Here is a 23,809-nt window from a genome sequence, read left to right on the forward strand (position 1 = left end):
GACGCGGAGGGCGATTCCGTGCAAACGCACCGTTCTTTGCAGCTCCAATCCCCACCGAAATGCTCCCAACGCTCACCATCCGCCAGCATTCCGTGGCTAAATTCTTTCTGCTGGCCCTGTTCATCATCGCGCTCGACCAGGCCTCGAAGTGGGCCGTGCACACCTACATGCAGCTCGGTTCGGCCGGCGAAATCCCGATTTTTGGTCAGTGGGCCAGGCTCACCTACACGCTGAACCCCGGCATGGCCTTCGGGGCCGAGCTGCCCGCGCCCTACGGCAAGCTGGTGCTCACCGGCTTCCGCATGCTGGCCGTGGGCGGGCTGATTTACTACATCATTCGCCTCTGCCGCCAGCGCGTGGCCGCCGGCTACATCGCCTGCATGGCCCTCATCCTCGGCGGCGCGGTAGGCAACCTGATTGACTCGATTTTCTACGGAATTATCTACAATAACTCCCCGGTAGGTTCGCCCACGCGCTGGTTCTACGGCCAAGTCATCGACATGATTTTCGTGCCGCTGTACGTGGGTTATTTCCCCAAATCCTGGCCCCTCATCGGCGGCTCGTACAGCAACGGCTTCCCTATCTTCAACATCGCTGATTCGTCCATCTTCATCGGCGTCGCCCTGATTCTGCTCAACCAGAGCCGCTTTTTCAACGAATCGCAGCCCGCCGCCGCTCCCAACGAGCCCCAGCCTCTAGTCGCCGCCGATGCTGAGAAGCTGGCGTAGCAGGGGAGAGGCCCGGCCGTTGAACGGTAATCGTAGAACGTCACGCTCCAGAAGGGTCATGCTGAGCGCAGTCGAATCATCTTTACCGCGTGACTAATCCCATTCAATAGATTCAGTATGTGATGTAGCTTCGGCAAGCTTAGTATGACGTTCTTGCTTAAGAAAAAACGTGTTTTACACATATGCAGACGCTTGGCCTCTTACTTTTTGGCGTGATGTTCACTCACATCTTCGCCTTAGTCGTTTTTAACAAGTACCGGGTTAAGCAACTCATCAAATACATAAGCTTAAGCAGGGGTAGAGAACTAACAGAACGTGAGTTTCTAGAATTACTGGATAACTACACTTCTTTTCTGGGCTATTCATCATTCTCTCCAAGCAAGAAATATTATCCACGCCTCTATACAAATCAAAAGTTTGCAGCTTTTGCCAAGAGGTCAAAAGACATAATGATTTACATATTTTCAGCTTTGGCAGTAGGCGTAGTTGGAAGCGTAATTGTTGATTCTTTGCAACGATAAATACGCCTTTCGAATATTTCTGAATCTCCTTTAATTCCCTCCGTGCCCAACCCGCTGCTCACCGTTTCCAACCTCACCATCGACTTCTCCAGCCACCGCGGCGACGTGCGGGCCGTGGACAACGTGTCGTTTGAGCTGCACCGGGGCGAAACGCTGGCCATTGTGGGCGAATCCGGCTCGGGCAAATCCGTGACGTCGCTGGCGCTGCTGGGGCTGATTCCGATGCCGCCCGGCCGCATTGCCAGCGGCGAGGCCCTCTTCCAGTCCGAAAAGCTGGGCCAGACCGACCTGCTGAAACTCTCCGAAACCGACCTGCGCCAGGTGCGCGGCAACGACATCGGCATGATTTTCCAGGAGCCGATGACCTCGCTGAACCCCGTGTACACCTGCGGCAGCCAGGTGGTGGAAGCCCTGCGCCTGCACACCGACCTCACCGAGGCTGCCGCCAAGCAGCGTACCATCGAGCTGTTCACCGAGGCGCAGTTGCCGCGCCCCGAAGCCATTTTCAGCAGCTATCCGCACGAAATCTCGGGCGGCCAGAAGCAGCGCGTGATGATTGCCATGGCCATGGCCTGCCGCCCGGCCCTGCTCATCGCCGACGAGCCCACCACCGCCCTCGACGTGACGGTGCAGGCCCAGATGCTGCGCCTCATCGACGACCTGCGCCGCCAGCGCAACACGGCCGTGCTCTTCATCACCCACGACCTGGGCGTGGTGGCCGAAATCGCCGACCGCATTCTGGTCATGTATCGGGGCAAAGTCGTGGAGCAGGGGAGGGTGCTGGATATTTTTTCAAATCCGCAACATCCGTACACAAAAGGCCTTTTGGCGTGCCGTCCACGCCTCTCTGTGGGTAAAAAACGCCTGCCCGTAGTGGCCGATTTCATGGGGCAAGATGCCAGCGGCCAGCTTTTCGCCCAGCCCGCTCCCGTGGTTGCGCTGGAAGATGAGGCGCTTACGGATTCGTCGCCCGAAATTGAGGCTCAGCATTTACACGATAAAACTGATACTGCCAAAACGTTCCCCGTGGAACATGGCGTTTTGGGGGATGTTCCACGGGTGGAAACGGGTGCGGCTCCGTTCACCTCACCTCCTGAACTCCTCTCCAAAAAAGAGGGGGCACCGGTTCGTGAGGACGATTCTTCAACTGAACTCACCAAGAGCATTTCCGGTGCCCCCTCTTTTTTGGAGAGGGGGTCAGGGGGTGAGGTTTCGTCCGCGCCTCTCCTCGAAGTCCTGAACCTCCAGGTCTACTTCCCCCTCCGCAAGGGCTTCTTCCGCCGCGCCACCGATTACGTCCGCGCCGTGGACGATGTCAGCTTCACGCTCTACCCCGGCGAAACCATCGGCCTCGTGGGCGAGTCGGGCTGCGGCAAAACCACCCTCGGCCGGGCACTGCTCCGCCTCACGGAACCAACGGCGGGCAGCATCCTGTTTGAAGGGACCGATTTGGCGAAGCTGTCGAGCGGGGATTTACGCCGCCGTCGGCGCGATTTGCAACTGGTGTTCCAGGACCCATACGCCGCGCTGAATCCGATGCTGACCGTGGGCGAGGCTATCTGGGAGCCCATGCGGGTGCACAACGTGGGCGGCACGCGCCAGCAGCAGAAGGCGAAGGTGTTGGAGCTGCTACGCACCGTAGGGCTGCGCGACGAGCATTTCCAGCGCTACCCGCACGAGTTCAGCGGCGGGCAGCGGCAGCGCATCTGCATTGCCCGGGCGCTGGCTTTGCAGCCCAAATTGATTGTCTGCGACGAGTCGGTTTCGGCCCTCGATGTTTCGGTGCAGGCGCAGGTGCTGAACCTGCTCAACGACCTCAAGCGCGAGTTCGGCATCACCTATCTGTTCATCACGCACGACCTGTCCGTGGCTCGGTTTATGAGCGACCGGCTGCTGGTCATGCATCAGGGCCGCATTGTGGAGAGCGGCCCGGCGGCCGCCATCTACGCCGCCCCGCAGCACGAATACACCCAAGGCCTGCTGGCCGCTATTCCCAAAGACAGCCTGGCCGACATCGAAGCGGCCGTAGCCAGCCGGGCGTAACGTAGCGCGGACTTTTAGTCCGCGAGTTCAACCTCCCGCCCTGAACTCGCGGCCAACTGATACCTTGCAGCAGCAGATGCAGCTTCAGTTGCTCGTTTCTGATTTAACCATTGCCTTGCCACGCGCGGACTAAAAGTCCGCGCTACAACCTCTCGGCCCGTCCCGCGTTTCACTAAGTGGCACGGCTCTGCCGGCCCATTCATTTTCCGCTCTCGCCGCCTGCGACCAATCAACTTTTCGGCGGCTACTTTTTTACATGAATACCCCCGAAGAAAACCCGAAGGCTCCCCGCGCCAAGCGCGAAAAGCCCGACCCCACGGCCATCACCCAGGACCAGGTCCTGCACGTCTTCGCCGACAACCCCACCAAAGTCATCGCCTACCGTCAACTCTCGCGCCGCCTCGGCGTCACGACCAAGGGCCAGCGCGAGGAGATTTTTGCCCACATCAAGGTGCTGCGCAAAAATGGTCTGATTACGCTGCTCCAAAACGACGAGTACCGCCTTGCCGATGCCGACGCTGTTGCGGCGGCCCTGATGCCGTCCAGTGCCAAAAAATTGACTAAAAAGAGTGACTCGGCAGTGAAGCCCCCGCGTAACATCTCGGTGCAGGACCAGTTCGGCCGCGACCCCATTGTGCACCGCCGCCGCGAGGCCGGTTTCGACTACGTCGACGGCGACGACCGCCCCGAGCGCGCCCCGTCCAACACCATTATCGGCACCGTCGATTTGGCCACGCCCAACTTTGCTTTCGTGGTGCCCGAGGGCGTTGATGGCGGCGATGACATCCGCGTGTTCACCGACCAGCTCAAGTTTGCCCTGCAGGGCGACGTGGTGCGGGTGAAACTGCGCAGCGGCTCGCGCGACGGCCGGCCCATGGGCGATGTGGTGGAAGTGCTCAAGCGCGTGCGCCCCGAAGTGGTGGGCCGCCTCCAGATTCAGGGCACGCTCGGCTTCGTGAAGGCCGACAACCGCAAGGTGTATTTCGACGTGTTCGTGCCGCCGCACCAACTGCACGAGTCGCGCAACGGCGACAAGGTGCTGGTCCGTATCACCGAATTCCCGACTGACCCCAACCGCCAGCCGGTAGGGGAGGTCATCCGCAACTTCGGCCAGGCCGGCGGCAACGAGGCCGAGATAAACGCCATCATGGCCGAGTTCGGCCTGCCCTTCGAATTCCCCGAGGAAGTACAGGAGGAATCGGAAGGCATTAGCGAGGTGATTCAGCCCGATGAGATTGCCCGCCGCCGCGACTTCCGCGCCATCACCACCTTCACCATCGACCCCGCCGATGCCAAGGATTTCGACGACGCCCTAAGTATTCAGAAGCTGGAAAACGGGCATTGGGAAATCGGCGTGCACATCGCCGATGTTACCCACTACGTGCGCCCCGGCACCGAGCTGGAGCGCGAGGGCAAGCACCGCGCCACCTCCGTTTACCTCGTTGACCGCGTGATTCCGATGCTGCCCGAGCGCCTCTCCAACGGTCTCTGCTCGCTGCGCCCCAACGAGGATAAGCTGACCTTCTCGGCCGTGTTCGAGCTCGATGAGAACGGCAAGCTCTACGAGTCGTGGTTCGGCAAAACCATCATTCACTCCGACCGCCGCTTCAGCTACGAGGACGCCCAGGAGCGCATCGAAAGCAAGGAGGGCGAGTACGCCGAGGAGATAAATATCATGAACGACATGGCGCATAAGCTGTGTGCGCTGCGTTTCAAGCAGGGGGCCATCACCTTCGAAACCCAGGAGGTGAAGTTTCGGCTCGATGCCAACGGCAAGCCCCTCGGCGTGTACGTGAAGGAGCGCAAGGATGCCCACAAGATGATTGAGGAGTTCATGCTGTTGGCCAACCGCAAGGTGGCCGAGTTCGTGTTTAACCTCAAAAAGACTAAGCCGCGCTTTACCATGGTGTACCGCACCCACGACGCGCCCGAGCCCGAACGCCTCCAGACTTTCGCCCTCTTCGCCCAGAAATTCGGCTATAAGCTGAAGCTCGAAAACCCGAAGAAAATCAGCACCGAGCTCAACAACCTCAGCTCCGAGGTGATGGGCAAGCCCGAGCAAAACGTGCTCCAGGGCCTGGCCATTCGCACCATGAGCAAGGCCATTTATACCACCGAGCCGCTCGGTCACTTCGGCCTGGCCTTCGACCATTACTCGCACTTCACCTCGCCCATCCGCCGCTACCCGGATATGATGGCCCACCGCTTGCTGGAGCACTACCTGCTCGGCGGCAAGAACGTGCCCGTCGACCCCGTGGAAGAAGAGTGCAAGCACTCCTCGGCCCGCGAGAAACTTGCGGCCAACGCCGAGCGCGCCAGCATCAAATTCAAGCAGGTCGAGTTCATGGCTAATGAAATCGGTAACGAGTTCAAGGGCGTGGTATCGGGCCTCACCGAGCGCGGCATGTACATCGAAATCGAGGAGAACAAATGCGAGGGCATGGTCCGCATCAGCGATATCCCCGGCGACTTCTTCGAGTTGGATAAGGACAACTACCGCATCGTGGGCAAGAATAACAAGCGCATCATTCAATTCGGCGACGAGATGATGGTCATCGTAAAATCCGCCAACCTGCTCGACCGCACCATCGACTTCGAGCTGGTGGACGACCGCCCCGACCACGTAAAAAAGCGCGAAGCCGACGAGCGCAAGCAGCGCAGCAGTGAGCCTCGTGGCTACCGCGACCACAGCGGCGGCAAGGGCGGGAGCAAGGGCGGGTTCAAGGGGAAGCGCCGGTAGGCTCACCTCACCCCCGACCCCTCTCCTTGGGGAGAGGGGAGCCTGACGGTTTCTAAAGTCCCGACTCAACCCAGAGTCGGGACTTTTTTGTTGATGCGAATAATACCGGGACCTCATCTGCAGGTGCCTCTCGGTTCCCCTCTTCCCAAGAAGAGGGGCCGGGGGTGAGGTTCCCCGCGCCTGCCGTTATTTGCACCACCTATGACCCCAGCCGACTTCCCCGCCACCATCACCGCCGCCCTCGCCCAGCTCGACTACGGGCAGGCCCCGGAAACCCTCTACGCCCCCATCCGCTACATCATGGGCCTTGGCGGCAAACGCATCCGCCCGCTGCTCACGTTGCTCGGGGCGCACCTCTTCACCGATGACTTCAGTAGCATCCTCAAGCCCGCCCTGGCCACCGAAGTCTTCCACAACTTCACCCTCCTGCACGACGACCTGATGGACCAGGCCCCCCTGCGCCGCGGCCAGGCTACCGTGCACGAAAAGTGGAATCCCAACGTGGCCATCCTTTCCGGCGATGTGATGCTGGTGCGCGCCTACGAGCTGTTCCTGGACGTGAAGCCAGAGCTACTGCCGCGCATCCTCGCTCGCTTCAGCCAGACGGCCGCCGAGGTCTGCGAAGGCCAGCAGTGGGACATGAATTTCGAGACCGAGCCCCAGGTCAGCATCGCCCAATACCTGGACATGATTCGCCTGAAAACAGCCGTCCTCCTTGGTTTCTGCCTGGAGCTGGGGGCTCGCCTAGCCGGTGCTTCCGAAGATGATGCTGAGCACCTCCGCCAGTTTGGTACCGACGTTGGCCTGGCCTTCCAGCTGCGCGACGACCTGCTCGACGTGTACGGCGACGCCGCCACCTTCGGCAAGCGCGTGGGCGGCGACATCATCTCCGACAAGAAAACCTTCCTCCTGCTCTCCGCCCAGGCCCAGGCCAGCCCCGCCCAGCAGGCCATCCTGGCCCGGTACATCGGCCAGCCCGTCGCCGACGCCGAAGCCAAAGTAGCCGCCGTGCGCGCCATCTACGACGAGCTCCAAATTCGCCCCCAGACGGAAGTACTCATCAACGACTACTTCCAGGATGCCCTGCAGCATCTGGAGCGCGTAGCGGCCTCTAACGAGCGCAAAGTGCCCCTGCACCACCTCGCCCTCCAGCTCATGGACCGCGAACAGTAATGCGGGCTTCAGCCTGCAGTTGCCTGTTACACGCTACTGCAATCCGGGCTGCCTGCGCTGTCGCTTATTTCTGTTTCTCTATTCTGTTTCCTGCGGGCTGAAGCCCGCAATACTTATGTTCAACCCCATCCTCATTCTCGTCGGCCTCACGGTCCTCGTTTCCGCCTACGCCTGGTCCAACCACGACCTCATGGAGTCGTGGATACTGCGGCCCTACCGCATGGCCCGCGACAATAGCCAGTGGTACCGCTTCCTCACTTCCGGCTTTCTGCACGCCGACTGGGGCCATCTGCTCTTCAACATGATTGCCTTCTACTCCTTCGGCGGCCTTGTGCTGAGTGTGCTGGCCAACGGTACCGGCGCACCCGGCCTCGATGGCTTCGGAGCCTTAGGTGGTATCTGGCGCTTCCTGCTGCTCTACCTGGGCGGCATTGTGGTGTCCGATATCCCCACCTACTTCCGCCACCGCGACGACCGCGACTACGGCAGCCTCGGTGCCTCGGGAGGCGTGGCCTCCGTGCTCTTCGCCGGCGTCATCTACTCGCCCCTGAATAAAATCTACATGATGTTTATCCCGGTGGGCATTCCCGGCTTCATCTTCGGCTTCCTCTACCTGGCGTATTCCTACTACCAGGGCCGCCGCCGGGGCGACAACATCAACCACGATGCCCACTTCTATGGGGCCATCTACGGCGTGGTACTCACGCTACTCTTCATGCCGGCCGCCGGAATGGAGTTTGTTCGCCAAATAGGTGGTTTTGTTGGGTTAAATAACTGATTTTTAACTAGTTAATATCGAAAAAGCCGCATTTGTATATCTTATTCTGAAATCCTTGCGTAATGGGGCAATACACTCTTTCACCTTGCTCCCCTGTCTCATGCAAACCCTTCGTCATTACGCCTCCCGCTTGCCACTCGTCGCGCTCATGCTGCCACTGATGCTGGTAGCCACCTCCTGCAGCCGCTACAACGACAATGGCAGCCTTTCCATTGCTGGCGTCATCTACCTCATCCTGGCCATTGCCGCTATCATCAGCCTGCTCAAGCAGGACTGGGATGTTACCAAAAAAATAATCTGGGGCGTAGTCATCTGGTTCTTCCCCATCGGCGGTTCCATTATCTACTTCCTGTTCTCAGGCCGGAAATAACCTGGCTCACACCAAAACGCAAAGAGCCCCGGCCAATGACTGGCCGGGGCTCTTTGCGTTTCACTGCTATGAGGTAGCTGGGCTAGTTCAGTAGCCGCTTCTTTTCGAGGCGGGCCACGCCGCGCAGCAGCTCCGCGCTGTTCGTTATTTGCGTCATCTGCCAATGGTCGCCCAGGCGGCGCATCTTCACTTCCACCACCATCGTGGTATCGTATTTGGGCTGCGTCACCTCCAGGCCCACGAAAGCATTGTCGCCCTCCTCCCGGGTGTATTTGATGCCCTTGAACTCGCTGTCCGGGCTCACAATTTTGCTGGCCAGGCCCGTGAGCGATACGCTGACCGTGCGCTTCGGTGCTGCGGCTGCGGCCGCCTCCAGCGAGCCCGTTTCTACGTAGCGCTGCACTTCCTGGTGGGCGGCTTTGTCCAGGGCGGGCTTCAGCAGGCGCATGGCTCCGCCCATCATCAGGCTGCCGCCGGGCATCAGCGAAGTCAGGGCCGAACTCTGTTGGGCTACGTCATCCACAAGGTGGCTGGTCACGCTGCTCACATCAACGTACTTCTCAAACATCGCCATGTCGTGTGTCTGCACTGCGGCAGCGGCCGAAACCAATGCGCCACTCGGCCCTTGCTTCAGGTTTCGGTAGTAATAATACCCGCCGGCTGCCAGAGCCAGTAACACAACAAGTAGCAGTAGTTTTTTCATGGATTCGTAAGTGGTTAAGTTGAGCTGTAAAATTACCCCAAACCACGTAGCTAACACCGCCCGCCGTGCGCGACCCGCGCACGGCGGCGCCCAACGCGGCACTCTTCAGTTTCACATCACCCCTCCACTCTATGCCAGCCCCTTCGCATTCCCGCATTCCGGAGCTTCATGGCCATCGTGGCTGCCGGGGCCTGCGCCCCGAGAACACCTTGCCTTCCTTCCTTCACGCCCTCGCGCTGGGCGTCGATGTGCTGGAAATGGATGTTATCATCTCTGCCGACTACCAGGTTGTCGTTTCCCACGAGCCCTGGCTCAACCCTGCCATTTGCCTTGACCTGGAGGGCCAGCCCATCGAAAGCAGCCCCACCCCGCGCTTCAACCTCTACCAGATGCCCTATGCCACCATTCGCCAATGCGACTGCGGCCTGCGGCGTCATCCGGCCTTCCCCGAGCAGGTTTCGGAGCCAGCCCACAAGCCCTTACTCCGCGAAGTACTGGCGGCTGCCGAGGTCGTAGCACGACCCGCCGGCCGCCCACCAATCCGCTACGCCATTGAAATAAAAAGCGCCCCAGACGGGGATAATATCTTCCACCCAACCCCCGACTACTTCCTGTCCCTGGTCCTAGCCGAAATCAACAAAGCCCGGGTTTCAGCCCGTGCCACTGTGCTCTGCTTTGACCCGCGCATTCTCCGGCTTGCGCATCAGCACCAGCCAGCCCTGGCCACCTGCCTCCTCCTCGAAGCCGACCAGCCCTGGCTTGCCAGCATCCAGGCGCTAGGCTTTGTGCCCACCACATTGGGTCCCGATTTCGCCACTGTTACAGCCGCATCCGTGCAGCAGGTGCGGAGCCTGTACCCAAGCCTGCGGCTTGTACCCTGGACCGTAAACCAACCGGCCGATATGATGCAGTTAATCGCCCTCGGCGTGGACGGTATCACTACCGACTACCCCGACCGGTTTTTGGCCCTAACAATCGGGTAGCATCATGCCTGCAGGCAGGCCGCATTTTGTTCCGGGCTTGTGCTGTATCGTTCTGACCGGATAGTTGCCTGTTGTATCAAGTAGCGTTTGTACCCATGTTACAGCTGTTGATTGTAACGCGTGGCAAATAACGACTGTATCAGTATTTTGTAATAATGTAACAATACTTCCTGAGCAAAACAACATTGTTACAAGTGTAATTTTTGTGTCACTGTATTTGTTTAATCGGCTTTCATTAAACATATTTACATAAGCGTTACGTAATACCTTTTCTATGCCACATCAGGGCGAAATCCTTCAAGATGCCATCAAAAACAGCGGTATTTCAATCACTCGTATTGTCGAGGAGTTGGGTATTACACGCCCGACTATCTACCGTAAATTCAAGGATGAAACAGTTGATTACAGCTTTGTAAAGAAAGTCGGCGATATAATCAATTACGATTTTTCAGCTGAATTTACTGTGTTACAGCAGGCCGATTCATCGGTTGTAACGCCGGTTGCTAAAGCGGTTGTTACAAATACTGTCACACCTCGTATGATACAGACGCTTAATACCGACCCTGACCACTCTAAACAGCTATTAGCGCTTCAGATTAAGTACATAGCCCTCCTTGAAGCTTATAATGAGCTCTTGCTAAAAGTGTATGGCCCGAAGTGACAAAAATGTTCCACGTGAAACATTTTTGTTTTAACAACTTCTTTTGTAGTCCGATACAGAAGCGCTGTCGGAACAGAAGTAGGGGTAAGCCCGGGAGAAGTAACCGTCTGCTGAAGCTGGCTTACCGTCCATAACTGATTCAATCTAGACCAGTATCAGTATTACTTCATGGCATGTAAAGCCGCGATACTTCGCGCCTCCTTGCGTGGGAGTCGTTCAACGAGGAGCCGCGAAGTGTCGCGGCTCTACATGCCGTGTACGTGTAGCTTTGGATAGCGCGCTATAGGCGCTGCTCCCATTGTGAGTGTTATCCGTGGCTCGACTGGCCGAGCCCGTTAAATAAATTGCCAGCAGGGTAAGGGGGCGAATCGGTCAGCGTCGTGCCGGCAGACAAACGCTCGGCCAGGCTGAATCACTAAACTGCTGCGGTTTTTTAAAGTATACGCCGAGTGCAGAGCCCCCCCTTCATTACCTGCCGAGGGGCGGACAGTATTCGGAATTACAGCTTGCTCGTCGCGCAATGGATTACGAACATCTGGTGGATATGTGAGGTACACAGTGTGGCAGCTCTATCGCATTCCAGAAACCCGCAATAAATGATATGGTGGGTGGAGGGCTAAAGGAAGATGACTTCCGTTACGACTTTCTCCCCGACCTCCGCATTAATGAGTTCGGCCACGCGGGTCTTGGCCATGAGCAGCTCGTGCTTGAGCGGTGCGGAGCTGAGGCGCACAAATAGCCGGCCTTTATTAACGTACACCTCCTGGGTCTTCAACGCCACTGCCTTCCCCATCACCCGCTCCCAGCTCGATACCACCGTTACCTCGTTGAGCTTGCCCTGGAGCCGGTATGCCCGAACCAATGCTTCGAGGCCTTCCTTGAGCGGAATGATATCGCCGGAGCGGGAGAAAGCGGAAGGTTTTTTCACGAGGGTTCAGAGCAAAGTCAGCCAGCGGAAGGATGCCGGTTGAGCAGCCACAAAGGTACTGCCGCCCGCTGCCTAAACGGGTGCCACGGTACCATTCTGCACCCGAAACCTAAGGATGGGAACGGTTACCCGCGCCAGGGCTTGGTCGGTGCGTTCCAGGTTGGTATCGGTCAGAAAAACCTGGCCGAAGGTTTCGTCGGCCACCAGCTCCAGCAGGCGTGCAATGCGCTTGTCATCGAGGCGGTCGAATATATCATCGAGCAGGAGCAGGGGCTTGTTGTGCTGCTTGGCCGCCAGCAGCTCAAACTGGGCAAGCTTGAGGGCAATGGCAAACGACTTCTGCTGGCCCTGAGAGGCGTAGCTTTTCACGGGCAGCTCATTCATCAAAAACATAAAGTCGTCGCGGTGCGCGCCCACGGTGCTGCGTTGCAGCACGAAGTCCTTGCGCTCATTCAGGCGTAGCAGCTGGGCAAAGTCGGCCCCTACCAGCTGGCTCTTATAAGTAAGCATTACCTGCTCACGGCCGTCGGCCAGCTGCTCGTAGTGCCGCTGAAAGATGGGGAGGTAGTCGATAAGAAAAGCCTCGCGCAGCGCCGTGAGCTGTTGGCCCAACGGCGCCAGCTGCTCATCGAGCGCCAGCAGGTAGTCGCGGTCGAAGCCGTGGGCGTTGCTGTACCCGCCTTGCTTGAGTACGGCATTGCGCTGGCGCAGTAAGGAGTTGTAGGAGATGAGCTGCTCCAGAAACGCGTGGTCGAGTTGCGCCATGAGGCTGTCGAAATACTTGCGGCGCTCTTCGCTGCCCTGGCGAATAAGGTCGGTATCATACGGCGAGATAAGCACGGCAGGGTAGCGGCCAATGTGGTCGGCCATGCGCTCATAGGGCTGTTTATCGTGGGTAACGGTCTTTTTTTGCCCCTGGCGCAGGCTCACCTGGATGGTTTCTTTGTCAGGCGTCGTATTTGAAGAAAAAATACCCTTAACTACAAAGAAATCAGCGTCTTGTTTTATACAAAGGGCGTCGGAAGCCGTGATGGCGCTTTTGGTCAGCGATAGGTAATGAATGGCATCCAACAAGTTGGTTTTGCCGCTCCCATTGTCACCGATGAAGCAATTGAGGCCGGGCGATAAACGAAGCGCGGCATCGTCGTAATTTTTAAAAAAAAGAAGCTGGAGGGAGTCAAGAGTCATAAGGTGCGGATTTGCCAGCAGTTTTACGTAATTTCGCCCTCCCAACGCGAATTATTTCTTTCTTTAAAACTGCTATGGCGGATACGAAAGTAAAAGCTGCTTCTAAAAAACCGACGGCCTCAAAGGCTACCAATGGTTCAGCCGCCAAAGCTGCCAAAGGAAAGAGAAACGGTGTAATCACCGCGCCCCAGCCCGAAGCCCTCCTGCCCGGAACCGATAAGCCCACTGCGGCTGCTTCGGGTTCTGCTACGACTGTGCCCGCCTCTACGGCTACGTTCCCGAAGGAGACGTATATGCAGTGGTACGAGCAAATGCAGCTCATGCGCAAGTTTGAGGACAAGGCCGGGCAGCTCTATGGTCAGCAAAAAATCAAAGGCTTCTGCCACCTCTACATCGGCCAGGAGGCTTGCGTAGCCGGTGCCGTGTCGGCTTTGGAAAAAGGCGACAAGTACATCACCGCCTACCGCGACCATGCCCATCCGCTGGCGCTGGGCACTTCGCCCAATGCCGTGATGGCCGAGCTGTTTGCCAAAGCCACCGGCTGCTCGAAAGGCAAGGGCGGCTCGATGCACATGTTCGATAAGGAGGTTGGTTTCATGGGTGGCCACGGCATTGTGGGTGCCCAGGTGCCAATGGGCGCGGGCATTGCCTTCGCCGAAAAGTATAACAAGACGGGCAAGCTCTGCATTTGCTCGATGGGCGATGGCGCGGTGCGTCAGGGTGCCCTGCACGAGGCCTTCAACATGGCCATGCTGTGGAAGCTGCCGGTCATCTTCGTAATTGAGAACAACGGCTACGCCATGGGCACGTCGGTGGCCCGCACATCGAACGTGACGGACCTCTATAAGATTGGCCTGAGCTATGACATGCCTTCCGAGCCCGTGAACGGCATGCGCGTCGAAGACGTGCACGAGGCCGTGGCCCGCGCCGCCGAGCGCGCCCGCGCCGGCGAAGGCCCCACGCTGCTCGAGCTCAAGACCTACCGCTACAAGGGCCACTCGATGAGCGACCCGGCCAAGTACCGCACCAAAGAGGAGCTGGAGGACTACCGCCACCGCGATGCCATCGAAGGCGTGCGCCACACCATCCTCACGAATAACATGGCCACGGAGGCCGACCTCGAAGCCATTGATGAGCGCATCAAAGCCGAAGTACAGGCTTCGGTGGAGTTCGCCGAAAATTCGCCCTACCCCACGCCCGACGAACTGTACAAGGACGTGTACGTGCAGACCGACTATCCCTACATCCACGACTAATTAACCAGGCCCCCAGGCCCCCCGGCCGGCTTGCGGGCCGTCGTAGCACCCATTGTAATGTCGAAGATTCCCTACACTGGCAAGAGCCAGCAGGCCCGCCAGGGGCAAGCAAACCAGCCGACCAACGTGCCCGCCGACCCGCTGGCCCCGGCTGAAGAATTTGTTCCGTCCGAAAACCCGCTGCTGGAAGACCCGGACGCCCTGGCTGCCCGCCTGGCCGAGTCCGAGGATTTTGTGCGCAACAACCGCAGCCTGCTGCTGGGGATTCTGGCCGTGGTGGTGTTGGCCGTGGTGGGAGGCTTTGGCTACTACACCTGGCGCAACCAGCAGGACTCGAAGGCCCAGGCCATCATGTTCCGCGCCGTGAACAACTGGGAGGCCGACTCGCTCAGCAAAGCCATCAAAGGCGACGGCAAGGCTCCTGGCCTGACCACCGTGGCCAACGAGTACGGCAGCACGAAGGCCGGTAACCTCGCCAATTTCTATGCCGGCGTGGCTTCCCTGAAGCAGGGTAAGTTTAAGGAAGCCCTCGATTTCCTCGAAGATTTCAGCTCCGACGACTATCTGGTGCAAAGCCGCGCCTACTCGCTGATGGGCGATGCGCAGCTGGAGCTGAACAAGCCCAAGGAAGCTGCCGACCTCTACGCCAAAGCCGCCGACCACAACGCCAATGAGTTTTTCTCGCCCGGCTATTTGTTGAAAGAAGGCACGGCCCGCGAGCTTGCCAAAGATGACGAAGGCGCCGTGAAAGCCTACGACCGCATCATCACCGATTACCCCACGGCCCAGGAAGTGGCGGAAGCCCGCCAGTACAAAGCCAAGCTGGAAAAATAAATCACTGCTTTTTGCGGATTAACCGTGATTTCGCTGATTATTATTGCGCTTCCCCAAACTTTGGGGAAGCGCAATTTTTTTAAGTAGCATTGAAAAGTAAAGGAAAAGCCCTTTCACAAGGCACAGACGGTCGACGCGGGCAGTGGCCATGTAAATCTGTGTAATCACGGTTAATCAGCGAGAATCAACGATTTATGGCGACTTCCCTTCAACACCTGAGCGAATACGACGCTTCTGCATTCATCGACATCAGCAACAAGCGGTTTGGGCTGGTGGTGTCCGACTGGAACCGCGAGATAACCGACGTGCTCAGCACCGGGGCCTACGATACCTTGATAAAGCACGGGGCCGTGGCCGACAACATTTACCGCAATAGCGTGCCCGGCAGCTTTGAGCTGACCCTGGGCGCACAGTTTCTGGCTCAGCACGAGGAGATTGATGCGGTCATTTGCCTGGGCGTGGTCATTCAGGGCGAAACCAAGCACGACGACTATATTTGCCACGCGGTGGCACAAGGCATCACCCAGGTAGGCCTGAAGTTCAACAAGCCCGTAATTTTTGGGTTGGTGACCACCAATACCCTGGAGCAGGCCCTGGACCGGGCTGGTGGAAAGCACGGCAATAAGGGAGTAGAAGCCGCTGTGGCTGCTATCCAAATGCTAAGCTTTTAATATTGGGCGGAAAAGCGCGCCGAACCGCGTAACTTTGAACCCGCAAAAACAAGCATGCAAGGGCTTGGATTGGTGGTGATAATGGCTTTTACAGTTTGCCAAATGATTTAGCAGGCTGCTGCGTTGCGCGGTAGCTGCCACTAGTAATTTCTTAACATTCTCTAGCAGTCCTTTTTTCTCAATTCAATGAACGACGACAACATTCGCTATTCGCGGGAGGACTTGAATGAGTTCGACCAGATTATCCAGGAAAAACTGACATCTGCCCGCAAGGAACTGTCTTTCATCAAAGAAACCCTGAACCGCAGCAACGAATCGGGTACCGACACCACGGCCTCATCGGCCAAAGTATTGGAAGACGGTGCCGAAACTGCTGAGAAGGAAAGCATGAACCAGCTGGCCTCGCGCCAGCTGAAATTCATTCAGCAGCTCGAAAACGCGCAGATTCGCATCAAAAACGGCACTTACGGCGTGTGTATCGGCACTGGTAAGCTCATCCCCAAGGACCGCCTGCGGGCCGTGCCCCATACCCAGCATTCTATTGAAGCCAAAATGGCCCGGCGCGACTAAGCCGCCGCTTTTTTGGTAGTCGGTATTGAATAGCCGGTAGTCAGAATTTTATTCGGGTTGATTTTGTTGACCCCTTTCTGACTACCGGCTTTTCAATACCGACTTCTTTTTTTAACCTGTACCGTAGCGATACGGCACGCAACTTTTCTCCCCATGGGCAAGAAACATTTTTCAGAAGATAAAGCGGACCGTCGCGGCGGCCGCAGTGCCGGCGGTCCCGGTGGCTTTGGTGGCGGTGCTGCCGGCCGGAGCGAGCGGCCTGGCGCAAGCCGTGGTGGTGAGCGTGGTGGTGAGCGCAGCAACGACCGTGGGAATTCCGGCGGCAACGGCCGCCCGGCTTCAAACGGCGCATTTGGCCGCCCCGCAACCAATGGTGCCTTCGGCCGCCCATCGGGCGGAGCCTTTGGCGGTGGTAGGAAATTTGACGGCGGTGGCGAGAAGCGTCCCTATGGCAGCAGCTACGGTGGCGGCGAGCGTCGCGAAGGCGGTAGCAGCTTCGGCGGCGGCAAAAGCTTCGGCAACGACCGGCCTTTCGAGCGCCGCGACGAGCGGCCCCGCTTGGGCAAGGAGCAGCGCACCGGCACCAGCTACGGCCGTAGCGCCGAGCCCCGCCCCGAGCGCGGCAGCTTCGGTGGCGACCGCAGCGACCGTGGCGAGCAGCGTGGCCCCGCCACCGATGCCCGGCCCGTGCGCCCGTATCAGCCCAAAGAAAACTGGAATGGCCAGCCCTACCGCCGCGACGGCGAAAAGGCCGTGCCCCGGGGCGAGCCCGGTGAGCGCAACCGCAAATTCCAGAAGAGCAACCCCTACGAGCCGGCCGCCGACAGCAGCCCGCGCGGCGGTGGCAGCTTCGGCCGCAGCACGCCCCGCGAAACGGAAAGCTTCGACCGCAGCGAGAGCCGCAGCGATGAGCGCGGCCCGAACCGGCCCATCCGCTCGGCCCGGCCGTTTGAGGCCAACCCGCCACAGCCCCGCGAGGAGCGTGGCGAGCGCAATGAGCGCCGCGATGCCAACATTGAGCGCGCCGACGCCGGCAATGCCGACTACCGCGCCGACCAGGCCGCGTTTGGCCGCAAGTTCACGCCCGGCGCCTTTGGCCGCCGCGATGGTGCGCCGGCCACTGGCCGCAGCACCGGCGAGCGTCCCGGTGCCTACGAAAAGCGCAGCACCGAGCGTTGGACGCCCGCACCCGGCAGCTTTGCCGAGCGCCGTGAGGCTCTGAAAGCGCAGGAACGTAGCGTGCGCCGCTCAGGCACGGGCTATGGTGCCAGCGTGGACAAGCCCCGGCCGGCCCGCCCCACCGTGCAGGAAAACCGCGCCGACAAGCCCCGCTTCGGCGAGCGCCCCGGCGAGGCGCCCGACTACAAAAACCTGAAGCACTACGAGCAGGACAAAACCCGTGGTAACAAGCGCCGCCGTGAAGAGGAAGATGATTCCAACACCGACGAGCTGCGCCTGAACCGCTATATCGCCAACGCGGGCATTTGCTCGCGCCGCGAGGCCGATGCCCTGATTGCCGCCGGCGAAATCAAGGTAAACGGTGAAGTGGTTACCGAAATGGGCTACAAAGTGCTACCCGAGGACACCGTGCAGTACGGCAAGACCAATCTTAACCGCGAGAAGTCGGTGTACGTGCTGCTGAACAAGCCCAAGGACTTCATCACGACCACGGAAGACCCGGAGGGCCGCCGCACGGTGATGGACCTGGTGGCTAGTGCCTCGAAGGAGCGCATTTTCCCGGTGGGCCGGCTCGACCGCAACACCACGGGCCTGCTGCTCTTCACCAACGATGGTGAGGTAGCCCAGAAGCTTTCGCACCCTTCGCACAAGAACAAAAAAATATACCAGGTAGAGCTGAGCCAGCCGCTGGCCGAGGAGGACCTGCGCAAGATTGTGGAAGGCCTGGAGCTGGAAGATGGCAAAGCCGAGGTGGACGATGTGGCCGTAGTGGCCGGCAACGCGCACTTCGTGGGCATTGAAATCCATATTGGCCGCAACCGCATCGTGCGCCGCATTTTCGAGCACCTCGGCTACGAAGTCGTGGCCTTGGACCGTGTGCAGTACGCCGGCCTCACCAAGAAGGACCTGCCGCGTGGCAAATGGCGCTTCCTGAGTGAGCAGGAGGTGATTCGTATGAAGTACTTCCTGTAGGAGTTTGTCGGACAACCGGATAAAGAACGTCATGCTGAGCACAGCATGACGTTCTTTTATTCAACCCCAACCTAATGCGGACACTGGTTCTGGACATTGGCAATACGGCCGTGAAGGCGGGCAGCTTCGATGGCCCGCTGCTGCGCGAAATGGTGGCCGGCCTCACGCCGGCATCGGTGCGGGAGCTGGTGCTGCGCTGGCAGCCCTTGCACGTCATCGTGGCCTCGGTGGCGGAGGCGGCGGTGCTGGCCGTGGAAGAGTTGCAGGACATCGTGCCGGGCCAGGTGCTGGGCTTTAGCCCGGGCACTACGCCCGTGCCGCTGCGCAATACCTACGCCACGCCCCACACGCTGGGGGCCGACCGGCTGGCGGCCGCCGTGGGCGCGGCCGGCCTGCGCCCCGGCCAGGATACGCTCATCATCGACGCGGGCACGGCCCTGAAATTCGACCTCGTGACGGCCGACGGTACCTACCACGGCGGCAGCATTGCGCCGGGGCTGGCCATGCGGCTGCAGGCGCTGCACACCTTCACGGGGCGGCTACCGCTGCTGGAATTACCCGCTCCCGATGCAACGATTTCGCTCCTTGGCGACTCCACTACCGGGAGCCTGCTGAGCGGCGTAGTGAACGGCACGGTGGCCGAAATCACTGGTTTAGTGGCTCGTTATCAGCAGCAATACCCCGGTATTGGGGTGTTGCTGACCGGGGGCGATGCGGCGTTTCTGGCAGCGCGGCTCCCGGCTCGTATCTTTGTAGTGCCCGAGCTGGTGCTGCTTGGTCTTAATCGGATTCTAGTTTATCATGTTGACAAATAAAGAGATGAAGCGTTTGGTGCTGGCAAGCCTGGCGGTAGTGGCGGCGGGCGGCGCGCAGGCGCAGGGCCTGGGCAACTCGCCATACTCACGCATCGGGCTGGGTGAATACAACGCCAACACCGGCGGCGTGCGCCAGATGGGCATGGGCGGCGTTGGCCTGGCGGCCCCCAATTCTGTCAATGTGAACGAGTTGAACCCGGCCTTGCTGTACTACACGGGCCGCACTACGTTTGAGGCGGGCTACAACGGCCAGTATAAAACCGTGAAAAACGCTAGCGCCTCCAGCCGCAGCGGCAACGGTACGCTGGGCTATTTCGCGCTGTCGGTGCCGCTGAGTACGAAATGGGGCGCGGCCGTGGGCCTGAAACCCGTCAGCGCGGTCGATTACGAGTCGAACATCGTGAAGGACGTAGCCAACACGCCTACCGGGCAGCCGGCGCAGTCGCTCACGCAGCTGAAAGGCACAGGCGGCGTTTCAGAAGCCTATCTGGCCCAGGGGGTTCGCATCACCAAGGCATTCACGCTGGGCTTCACCGCTTCGTACGTATTTGGCGTGGTGGATGAGACGGCCGGCACTACGGTGGTGGTTGCCAATAGCACCAATTCGCTGCAAAAAGCCGTGGACCGCACCCACACCCGCTACTCGGATTTTGCCTTCCGGGCTGGCGCGCACTACCGCCAGAAGTTGGGTAAGTCGCTGAACATGAACTTGGGCGGCGTGTACAGTTTCGCGCACAACCTGAACGGACAGCAAACCATTACCAAGGAAACCGAAGACACCAACGGTACCCTCATAAGCACGGCCACAACGGTGAGCGACGGCCGCGGCCGCACTTTCGTGCCCGCCCTGTCGCAGCTGGGTGTCAGCTTCGACAACGATAAGAACTGGAGCCTGAACCTGGATGTGGCGCAGCAGCAGTGGTCGAAATACCGCAGCTTCGACGGCACGGGGCCGGGCCTGAGCAATACCCTGCGCTTCGGACTGGGTGGGGAAATTACGCCGGACCCGGGTTCGGTGGAGCACTACTTCCAGCGGGTGGCCTACCGGGCCGGCATCTCGCTGGCGCAGCTGCCGTACCAGCCGGGCGGCAAAATGCTCTACGACCGGTCGGTGAGCTGGGGCTTTGGTTTCCCGCTGCCCACGGCCACGCCACTCGAAGCCACGACCATCAGCCTGGCCTTTACCTACGGCGTGCGCGGCAATACAGAATTGCTGGGGGGCACCACGGGTAGCAGCAACGTGCAGGAAAATTACATCCGGGGCCAGCTAGGCGTTACGCTCAATAACCGTTGGTTCATCAAGCGCCGCCTGCAATAAGGCGAGCGTAACTAATTAATATTCAAGTGAAAGCATCGTGGCGCGTGGCAGGAGTGGGGGCGGTGCTGGCCGCGCTGGCGCTGGCTGGCTGCGACAAAAAAGCCGCCACCGGCCCCATGCAGGTCTACACCGGCCCGCTGATGGAAACCACCAACGTGCTCACGCTGGTGAGCGACTCGGCCAAGCTGAAGTTTCAGCTGACCGCGCCGCTGGAGCAGCAGTTTGAGAACGGCGACATCATTTACCCCAAAGGTATGGTGGTCACGTTCTACTCGGCCGATGGCAAGAAGAACGTTATCAACATGCTGAAAGCCAACTACGGCAAGTCGGACAAGGCCAAAAACCTCTACATCATGCGCGGCAAGGTGAACGTGATGAACGTGCCCGAGCAGCAGAACATGGACACCGAGGAGCTGTTTTTTGATAAGAACAAGCAGCTGATTTACACCGATTCGGCCATGTTCGTGAAAGTCACCACGCCCACCGAATACCTGACGGGCTACGGCCTGAAGGCCAACCAGAACTTCTCGCGCTACAAGATTACCCGGCCCACCGGCGTGTTTGCCGCGCCGCAGGCCGTGGCCGCGCCTCAGCCGGCGCGCTAACGGCTACTTAAACAGCAATCCCATGAAATTCGACAAAGACCTGTTGCGCACCGTGTTCTTCGCCGTGGGCGTGGTGGCCATGGTAATTGGTGTTTACCAGACGCTGCTGTTCAACGACCTGATGCGCAACTATTGGATTTTCATGGTGGCCATGGCCTGCTGGATGCCGCTGCTCTACTGGCGGCAGCAGGAGCGGCTGGAAGCAAAAATTGCCGAGCAAAAAGAGAAGCAGGCCCAGCAGGCCCGCGCCAAAACCCCGGCCAAATCGACCAAAAAACGCCGTTAGGCCAGCTTTGGGCCCAAATGTGGCCTTGGCCGGCGGGGCACCGCAATCGGTTGGGAAGGTTTGAGCGAAGACTTTAAAAACCGTAAAACTTTGATTGCCGGCCAAATTCTGGTTATTTTGCGCCTCTTTTGACCAACACAGACTTCGATTCTTTTGACAAGTAAATGGCTTTAATTAACACGATTCGGGAAAAATCTGGCTGGGCGGTAGGTACCGTAGCCGTCGGGATGCTGCTCTTCATTGTGGGCGGCGACCTGGTGGGCGGCAAAAACAAGCTTTTCGGCGGCAACGACCAGACCGTAGGTGAGGTAGCCGGCAAGAAAGTAGAGCTGGCCGATTACAACAACGCCCTGGAGCAGGCCAAGCAGGCGTTCATTGCCCAGCAGCAGCGCCAGCCCGACGACCAGGCCATGGGCTACCTGCGCGACCAGGCCTGGAACCAGACCATCTACCGCATGGCCTTCCGGCCGGAGTGGGACAAGCTGGGCCTGACCGTGAGCGACGACGAATTGGTGGACATGGTGCAGGGCGACAACATCAGCCCCGGCATCAAGCAAGCCTTTACCGACCAGAAAACGGGCCAGTTCGACAAAGCTCGCCTGGTGGAATACCTGAAAAACCTCGACAAGCTGCCTCCCGAAAACCAGGCCGCCTGGCACAATTTCGAAGACAACCTGCCCGCCGAGCGCCTCGCCAACAAGTACAACGCCTTGCTGAAAAACTCGGTGTACGTGACCACGGCCGAAGCCAAGCGCTTCGACGCCAGCCAGAACACCAAGGCCACGGTGAAGTACCTGTTCGTGCCCTACGGCAGCATCTCCGACTCGGCCGTGAAAGTGACCGACGCGCAGCTGCAGGCTTACCTCGACAAGAACAAGGGCAAGTACAAGGTGGAAGACGGCCGCTCGGTAGAGTACATCACCGTGCCGGTGGTGGCCTCGAAGGAGGACAGCGCCGCCGTGAAAACCTCGATGGGCGAGTTCGCCACGCAGTTTGCCTCGGCCCCGGTCGATTCGCTGTTTGTGATGCAGAACTCGGAGCAGCCCTACAACAAGGCGTTCCGCAGCCCCGCCGACCTGCCCGAGGAGCTCCGCAAACAGCTGCCCCTGGCCGCTGGCAAAATCTACGGCCCGTATGCCGAAAACGGCACTTACTCGCTGTATAAAGTGACCGGCACCAGCACCGGTAAAGAGCCGGCTGCCCGCGCCAGCCACATCCTCATCAAGGCCGACGGCACCACGCCCGAAGCCAAAGCCGCCGCGAAAGCCAAGGCCCAGGACATCCTGAACAAAATTAAAGGCGGAGCTGATTTTGCGGCCCTGGCCCGCCAGTTTGGCACCGACGGCACCAAGGAGCAGGGCGGCGACCTCGGCTGGTTTGGCAAAGGCCGGATGGTACCGGAGTTCGAGAAAGCCATTTTTGGCGCTACGGCCACTGGCCTGCTGCCCAACGTAGTGGAAACTTCGTTCGGCTACCACATCATTAAAGTAACCGCCGCGCCTACCAATCAGACCTACCAGGTAGCCGAGGTGAAGAAGACCATTGCCCCGAGTGACGCTACCCGCGAAGCCGCCTACGCCAAGGCGCAGGAGCTGAAAGGCGAGGCTACCGACCTGGCCAGCTTCCGCGCCCTGACCACCAAAGACAAGACCCTGCAAAAGCAGGAAGCCAAAAACCTGGACCGTGGCGCCCGCAGTGTAAACAACCTGCAGAACGCCCGCGAGCTGGTGCGCTGGGCCTTCGGCTTCAGCCCGAACGGCTCAGAAACCAAGGTGGGCGACATCTCGGAAGTGTACGAAATGGGTGACCAGTACGTCATTGCTGCCCTCACCGACGAGCGCGCCAAAGGCACGGCTACCATTGCCAACCTGAAGCCCGAACTGTCGGCCATGGTGCGCAACGAGGAGAAAGCCCAGCAAATCATGGCTAAGCTGCCCAAGACCGGCAGCCTGGAAGAAATGGCCACCAAATACGGCCCCACCGCCCAGGTAGGCACCGCTGACAATGTGATTCTGGGTCAGGGCAGCATTGCCAACATCGGCTTCGAGCCGCTGGCCGTGGGCAAAGCCTACGCGCTGAAGCCCGGCCAGAAGTCGGCCCCAATTCAGGGCGAGCAAGGCGTGCTGGTGATTGAGCCCGTGAGCGTGTCCGAGCCGCAGGTGGCCAACACCAACCTGAAGGCCGTGCAGCAGCAGCTGGCGCAGCAGCGCGCCCAGCAGCAGGACGGCAAGATTTACGAGGCCGTGAAGGCCCACGCCAACGTGAAAGACAACCGCACGAAGTTTTTCTAGGTCGTCAATCCGCGCGTTTGAAAAGGGCCGTACCTTCGGGGGCGGCCCTTTTTCGTTTTTCGGGCAAGCGTTTTTCGGGGCCGGGCCGGTGCTTCGACTTTGAACGAAGCGGCCGTGGTCCGGCGTTTTGGAGCTGGCCGCTGGCCGCTGGCCGCTGGCCGCTGGCCGCTGGCGGTGCTTTGCCGGCCCACTATTG

22 protein-coding genes are annotated in these 23,809 nt (G+C 59.4%); 19 read left to right on the forward strand and 3 right to left on the reverse strand.

The features are described 5' to 3' along the window. Nucleotides 1–59 precede the first annotated feature (59 nt). From KQ659_RS00590 to KQ659_RS00620, 7 genes are all read left to right on the forward strand, one after another. A complete protein-coding gene (locus KQ659_RS00590) occupies nt 60–728 on the forward strand; it encodes a lipoprotein signal peptidase (protein WP_216679280.1) in 669 nt (222 codons plus the stop codon). A gap of 215 nt (nt 729–943) precedes the next feature. Beyond that, nucleotides 944–1,249: a hypothetical protein gene (locus KQ659_RS00595; protein ID WP_216679279.1), complete on the forward strand. Its 306-nt coding sequence runs from the start codon at nt 944–946 to the stop codon at nt 1,247–1,249. Between the two features lie 42 nt (nt 1,250–1,291). Then, complete coding sequence (locus KQ659_RS00600; protein ID WP_216690455.1) at nt 1,292–3,292, forward strand: ABC transporter ATP-binding protein; 2,001 nt, start codon at nt 1,292–1,294, stop codon at nt 3,290–3,292. Between the two features lie 256 nt (nt 3,293–3,548). Beyond that, nucleotides 3,549–6,032 carry a ribonuclease R gene (gene rnr / locus KQ659_RS00605; RefSeq protein ID WP_216679277.1) on the forward strand — a complete coding sequence of 828 codons (2,484 nt, stop codon included), beginning with the start codon at nt 3,549–3,551 and terminating at the stop codon, nt 6,030–6,032. Nucleotides 6,033–6,233: 201 nt separating this feature from the next. Then, complete coding sequence (locus tag KQ659_RS00610) at nt 6,234–7,205, forward strand: polyprenyl synthetase family protein (RefSeq protein ID WP_216690454.1); 972 nt, start codon at nt 6,234–6,236, stop codon at nt 7,203–7,205. A gap of 115 nt (nt 7,206–7,320) precedes the next feature. Beyond that, nucleotides 7,321–7,983 carry a rhomboid family intramembrane serine protease gene (locus tag KQ659_RS00615; protein WP_216690453.1) on the forward strand — a complete coding sequence of 221 codons (663 nt, stop codon included), beginning with the start codon at nt 7,321–7,323 and terminating at the stop codon, nt 7,981–7,983. Between the two features lie 100 nt (nt 7,984–8,083). Then, the gene (locus KQ659_RS00620) at nt 8,084–8,353 is read left to right on the forward strand and encodes a PLD nuclease N-terminal domain-containing protein (protein WP_216679274.1); all 270 of its coding nucleotides are present in this window, start codon (nt 8,084–8,086) and stop codon (nt 8,351–8,353) included. A gap of 82 nt (nt 8,354–8,435) precedes the next feature. Here KQ659_RS00620 and KQ659_RS00625 read toward each other — a convergent pair whose 3' ends face one another. Next, nucleotides 8,436–9,056, reverse strand: coding sequence for a hypothetical protein (locus tag KQ659_RS00625; RefSeq protein ID WP_216679273.1), 621 nt, complete (start codon nt 9,054–9,056; stop codon nt 8,436–8,438). A gap of 131 nt (nt 9,057–9,187) precedes the next feature. Here KQ659_RS00625 and KQ659_RS00630 point away from each other — a divergent pair, with 131 nt between their 5' ends. After that, entirely contained in the window at nt 9,188–10,039 is an 852-nt protein-coding gene (locus KQ659_RS00630) for a glycerophosphodiester phosphodiesterase family protein (RefSeq protein ID WP_216679272.1), read from the forward strand. Nucleotides 10,040–10,313: 274 nt separating this feature from the next. Then, nucleotides 10,314–10,700: a helix-turn-helix domain-containing protein gene (locus tag KQ659_RS00635; RefSeq protein WP_216679271.1), complete on the forward strand. Its 387-nt coding sequence runs from the start codon at nt 10,314–10,316 to the stop codon at nt 10,698–10,700. A 616-nt stretch (nt 10,701–11,316) separates the two neighbouring features. On the opposite strand, the gene KQ659_RS00640 is transcribed toward KQ659_RS00635, so the two are convergent. Then, nucleotides 11,317–11,628: a DUF721 domain-containing protein gene (locus KQ659_RS00640; protein WP_168671622.1), complete on the reverse strand. Its 312-nt coding sequence runs from the start codon at nt 11,626–11,628 to the stop codon at nt 11,317–11,319. A 72-nt stretch (nt 11,629–11,700) separates the two neighbouring features. After that, nucleotides 11,701–12,816, reverse strand: a complete 1,116-nt coding sequence (recF, locus tag KQ659_RS00645) for a DNA replication/repair protein RecF (RefSeq protein WP_216690452.1) — start codon at nt 12,814–12,816, stop codon at nt 11,701–11,703. A gap of 293 nt (nt 12,817–13,109) precedes the next feature. Between recF and pdhA the strand changes: the two genes are divergently transcribed. The 10 genes from pdhA to KQ659_RS00695 all read left to right on the forward strand — a co-directional run bounded on the left by pdhA (nt 13,110) and on the right by KQ659_RS00695 (nt 23,613). After that, on the forward strand, nt 13,110–14,072 hold the full coding sequence (gene pdhA, locus KQ659_RS00650; RefSeq protein WP_216690795.1) for a pyruvate dehydrogenase (acetyl-transferring) E1 component subunit alpha: 963 nt from the start codon (nt 13,110–13,112) through the stop codon (nt 14,070–14,072). 57 nt (nt 14,073–14,129) lie between these two features. Then, entirely contained in the window at nt 14,130–14,906 is a 777-nt protein-coding gene (locus tag KQ659_RS00655; RefSeq protein ID WP_226929789.1) for a tetratricopeptide repeat protein, read from the forward strand. A gap of 194 nt (nt 14,907–15,100) precedes the next feature. Continuing rightward, a complete protein-coding gene (gene ribH, locus KQ659_RS00660; RefSeq protein WP_216679269.1) occupies nt 15,101–15,577 on the forward strand; it encodes a 6,7-dimethyl-8-ribityllumazine synthase in 477 nt (158 codons plus the stop codon). Nucleotides 15,578–15,763: 186 nt separating this feature from the next. Further along, nucleotides 15,764–16,147, forward strand: coding sequence for a TraR/DksA family transcriptional regulator (locus KQ659_RS00665; RefSeq protein ID WP_216679268.1), 384 nt, complete (start codon nt 15,764–15,766; stop codon nt 16,145–16,147). Nucleotides 16,148–16,300: 153 nt separating this feature from the next. Then, nucleotides 16,301–18,298 (forward strand): pseudouridine synthase, encoded by a 1,998-nt coding sequence (locus KQ659_RS00670; protein WP_216679267.1) that lies wholly within the window; start codon nt 16,301–16,303, stop codon nt 18,296–18,298. A 74-nt stretch (nt 18,299–18,372) separates the two neighbouring features. Then, entirely contained in the window at nt 18,373–19,113 is a 741-nt protein-coding gene (locus KQ659_RS00675; protein ID WP_216679266.1) for a type III pantothenate kinase, read from the forward strand. Further along, nucleotides 19,100–20,431, forward strand: coding sequence for a porin family protein (locus KQ659_RS00680; RefSeq protein WP_216679265.1), 1,332 nt, complete (start codon nt 19,100–19,102; stop codon nt 20,429–20,431). Before KQ659_RS00675 ends, KQ659_RS00680 begins: the two co-directional genes overlap by 14 nt. A 26-nt stretch (nt 20,432–20,457) precedes the next feature. Next, nucleotides 20,458–21,036 carry an LPS export ABC transporter periplasmic protein LptC gene (gene lptC, locus KQ659_RS00685; RefSeq protein WP_226915696.1) on the forward strand — a complete coding sequence of 193 codons (579 nt, stop codon included), beginning with the start codon at nt 20,458–20,460 and terminating at the stop codon, nt 21,034–21,036. Between the two features lie 22 nt (nt 21,037–21,058). Next, a complete protein-coding gene (locus KQ659_RS00690) occupies nt 21,059–21,322 on the forward strand; it encodes a hypothetical protein (protein ID WP_216679264.1) in 264 nt (87 codons plus the stop codon). A gap of 164 nt (nt 21,323–21,486) precedes the next feature. Next, nucleotides 21,487–23,613 (forward strand): SurA N-terminal domain-containing protein, encoded by a 2,127-nt coding sequence (locus tag KQ659_RS00695; protein ID WP_216679263.1) that lies wholly within the window; start codon nt 21,487–21,489, stop codon nt 23,611–23,613. The last annotated feature ends 196 nt before the right edge of the window (nt 23,614–23,809 follow it).

The organism is Hymenobacter siberiensis (genome assembly GCF_018967865.2).
GTDB lineage: Bacteria > Bacteroidota > Bacteroidia > Cytophagales > Hymenobacteraceae > Hymenobacter > Hymenobacter siberiensis.